Annotated in this window: 3 protein-coding genes and 1 pseudogene; 3 read left to right on the top strand and 1 reads right to left on the bottom strand. The window is 69.9% G+C overall.

Annotated features, from left to right (window positions below; genetic code table 11):
• A partial coding sequence (locus BN903_RS05135) for an HAD hydrolase family protein (protein WP_048076675.1) occupies nt 1-277 on the top strand: 277 nt, incomplete at its 5' end.
• A gap of 18 nt (nt 278-295) precedes the next feature.
• Here the strand turns inward: BN903_RS05135 and BN903_RS05130 are convergent.
• Nucleotides 296-580 (bottom strand): ribonuclease P protein component 4, encoded by a 285-nt coding sequence (locus BN903_RS05130; protein ID WP_048076674.1) that lies wholly within the window; start codon nt 578-580, stop codon nt 296-298.
• 141 nt (nt 581-721) lie between these two features.
• Here BN903_RS05130 and BN903_RS05125 point away from each other — a divergent pair, with 141 nt between their 5' ends.
• Both BN903_RS05125 and BN903_RS05120 read left to right on the top strand, forming a co-directional pair.
• A complete protein-coding gene (locus BN903_RS05125; RefSeq protein ID WP_195155715.1) occupies nt 722-916 on the top strand; it encodes a methytransferase partner Trm112 in 195 nt (64 codons plus the stop codon).
• Nucleotides 917-1,021: 105 nt separating this feature from the next.
• Nucleotides 1,022-1,259 (top strand): annotated as a pseudogene (locus BN903_RS05120) (hypothetical protein); the annotation flags it as partial.

Below are 1,259 nucleotides of genomic sequence, written 5' to 3'. Positions count from 1 at the left end.
CGTCGACACCGGCTACGCCTACCACGTCAAGTCGGTCGGCGTGAGCAAGGGCCGGGCGCTCGAAGTCGTCGCCGACGCCCTCGGGCTCGACCCCGCCGCCTTCGTCGCGGTCGGCGACCGCGAGAACGACGTCTCGACGTTCGGTGTCGCCGGCGAGTCGTACGCGGTCGCCAACGCGGACGACGCGGCCCGCGAGGCGGCCGATACGGTCCTCGATGTGGGGTACATGGATGGGACCGAGGCGGTGCTCTCGGCGCTGCGCGAGCGTGGAGGGTAACTGCGCCGACACCTCCCGTCACTTCCCGTCGTACGGATACCGCGCCGTCGCCCCGCACTCCAGACAGCGGACGACCACGCGCCCGGGTCGCGTCCGCACGCGACTCGTCTTCCCGGGCCGGAGGTAGACGGCGCAGTCGTCGCAGGCGCGTCTGGAGAGTTCGGCCGGGATCCCACACCGGTTCCGCTCCGCGATCCGGCGGGCGCGGGCGACGTACTCCCGGGCGCGGTCGTACTCGTCGTCGACGACCGCCTCGCGGGCGAGCGCGAACAGCCGCTCGATCCGCTCCGCCGGAATACCCATGTCACTCCGGGCGAGGCGCGGCGGCAAAGACGTTACCATCCCGGCCGGTCGCGGCGTATCCCTCGTCCAGTGCGTCCCCGAGACGGCCGCGGCGGCCGCGACCCGCACGTCTTTTTTATCGGCCCAATCCAATCGAGCGGTATGAAGGAATCCCTGATGGACGTGATCTGCTGTCCGCTCGACAAGGCGGCCCTCGACCTCGACGTCGACGACGAGGACGACGAAGAGGTCCTCGCCGGCACGCTCACCTGTACGGAGTGCGGCGAGACCTATCCGATCGAAGACGGGATCCCGAACCTCCTCCCACCGGACATGCGCGAGGAGGCGGCGGCGTAGCGTCCGGTTCACGCGTTCGCCGCCGGAACGCCCTCGCCCGAGACGCCGGCGGCGAACCCCTCGCCCGTGTGAATCTTTTTCTAATACGGGGTCGTGGTCTCCACCGTGCCGACACTCGACGTCGAACTGAACGGGGAGGCGGTCCACGACATCGACGCGCCGGACGCGTTCGCGACCGACGGGCCCTTTCCGGTCGTGCTCGACAACAGCGGGCGCTCGACGCACGTCCACCTCCACTTCGACGACGAGCTCGACCGGGTGACCGCGGTCGACGAGGTCAACCACTTCGTCACCGACGAGGGGACCCGCCACGTCCACGTCTCGATCGCCGACGTCGACGAAC

The organism is Halorubrum sp. AJ67 (assembly GCF_000513435.1).
Note: the sequence above shows the minus strand (reverse complement) of the source record. Positions and strands in the feature narration are given on the sequence as shown.